Annotated in this window: 1 protein-coding gene; it reads left to right on the forward strand. The window is 60.7% G+C overall.

The genetic code is table 11. The features are described from left to right. The coding region (gene xsc / locus Q1B21_RS22260) for a sulfoacetaldehyde acetyltransferase (protein ID WP_299893254.1) at window positions 1–1,779 on the forward strand (1,779 nt) is incomplete at its 5' end.

Consider the following 1,779-nt stretch of genomic DNA (forward strand, 5'->3'; position numbering starts at 1 on the left):
ATGAAGATGACGACGGAAGAGGCTTTTGTTAAGGTTTTGCAGAAGCACGGGATTGAGCATGCGTTTGGGATCATTGGTTCTGCGATGATGCCGATTTCTGATTTGTTCCCGCAAGCTGGGATCATGTTCTGGGACTGTGCGCATGAAGGCAGTGCTGGAATGATGGCGGATGGCTACACCCGTGCCACCGGCAAGATGTCGATGATGATTGCGCAGAACGGCCCGGGCATCACCAATTTTGTCACCGCGGTGAAGACCGCGTATTGGAACCACACCCCGCTGCTGCTGGTCACGCCGCAGGCGGCGAACAAGACCATCGGTCAGGGTGGCTTCCAGGAAGTTGAACAGATGAAGCTGTTCGAAGACATGGTGGCGTATCAGGAAGAGGTCCGCGACCCGACCCGTGTTGCCGAAGTTCTGACCCGTGTCATCAGCCAGGCCAAGCGTCTGTCCGGCCCTGCGCAGCTGAACATCCCGCGCGACTTCTGGACGCAAGTGGTCGACATCGAAATTCCCGATCCGGTCGAGTTTGAACGCAGCCCCGGTGGCGAGAACTCGGTGGCCAAAGCAGCCGAGATCCTGTCGAACGCCAAAAACCCCGTCATCCTGAACGGCGCGGGCGTGGTTCTGTCCGAGGGCGGCATCGATGCCTCGATGGCTCTGGCTGAGCGTCTGGATGCACCGGTCTGCGTTGGCTATCAGCACAATGACGCCTTCCCCGGCAACCACCCGCTGTTTGCTGGCCCGCTGGGCTATAATGGCTCGAAAGCCGGGATGGAGCTGATCAAGGAGGCGGATGTTGTTCTGGCCCTTGGCACCCGTCTGAACCCGTTCTCGACCCTGCCCGGATATGGCATGAATTACTGGCCCGAAGAGGCCACCATCATTCAGGTGGACATCAACCCGGACCGCATCGGCCTGACCAAGAAGGTCACCGTCGGGATCGTCGGCGACGCGGCCAAAGTGGCCAAGGGCATCCAGCGCCAGCTGTCTGACGAGGCAGGCAATGCCGGCCGCGCAGAGCGCAAAGCCAACATCGCGAAAAAGAAATCGGCCTGGGCACAGGAACTGACCTCGCTGACGCATGAGCAGGATGATCCGGGCACCAGCTGGAACCAGCGCGCGCGCGACGCCAAACCCGACTGGATGAGCCCGCGCATGGCGTGGCGCGCAATCCAGCAGGCCCTGCCGCGCGAGGCGATCATTTCGTCCGACATCGGCAACAACTGTGCCATCGGCAACGCCTATCCTGACTTTGACGAAGGCCGCAAATATCTGGCGCCTGGCCTGTTCGGCCCTTGCGGCTATGGTCTGCCAGCCATCGTTGGCGCCAAGATCGGTCAGCCGGACGTTCCGGTTGTGGGCTTTGCCGGTGACGGCGCCTTTGGCATTGCGGTGAATGAGCTGACTGCGATTGGCCGCCAGGAATGGCCCGCCGTGACCCAGATTGTGTTCCGCAACTACCAGTGGGGCGCGGAAAAGCGCAACTCGACCCTGTGGTTCAACGACAACTTCGTGGGCACGGAACTGGACACCAAGGTCTCTTATGCCGGTATCGCCAACGCCTGCGGTCTGAAGGGCGTCATCGCGCGCACCCAGGACGAGCTGACCGCGGCCCTGAACCAGGCAATCACGGACCAGAAGAACGGCATCACCACGCTGATCGAAGCCATGATCAACCAGGAACTGGGCGAACCTTTCCGCCGCGACGCCATGAAAAAACCCGTCGCAGTCGCAGGCGTCAACGCAAACGACATGACACCTCAAATACAAGCGTAG

This window comes from uncultured Ruegeria sp. (genome assembly GCF_947504215.1).
GTDB lineage: Bacteria > Pseudomonadota > Alphaproteobacteria > Rhodobacterales > Rhodobacteraceae > Ruegeria.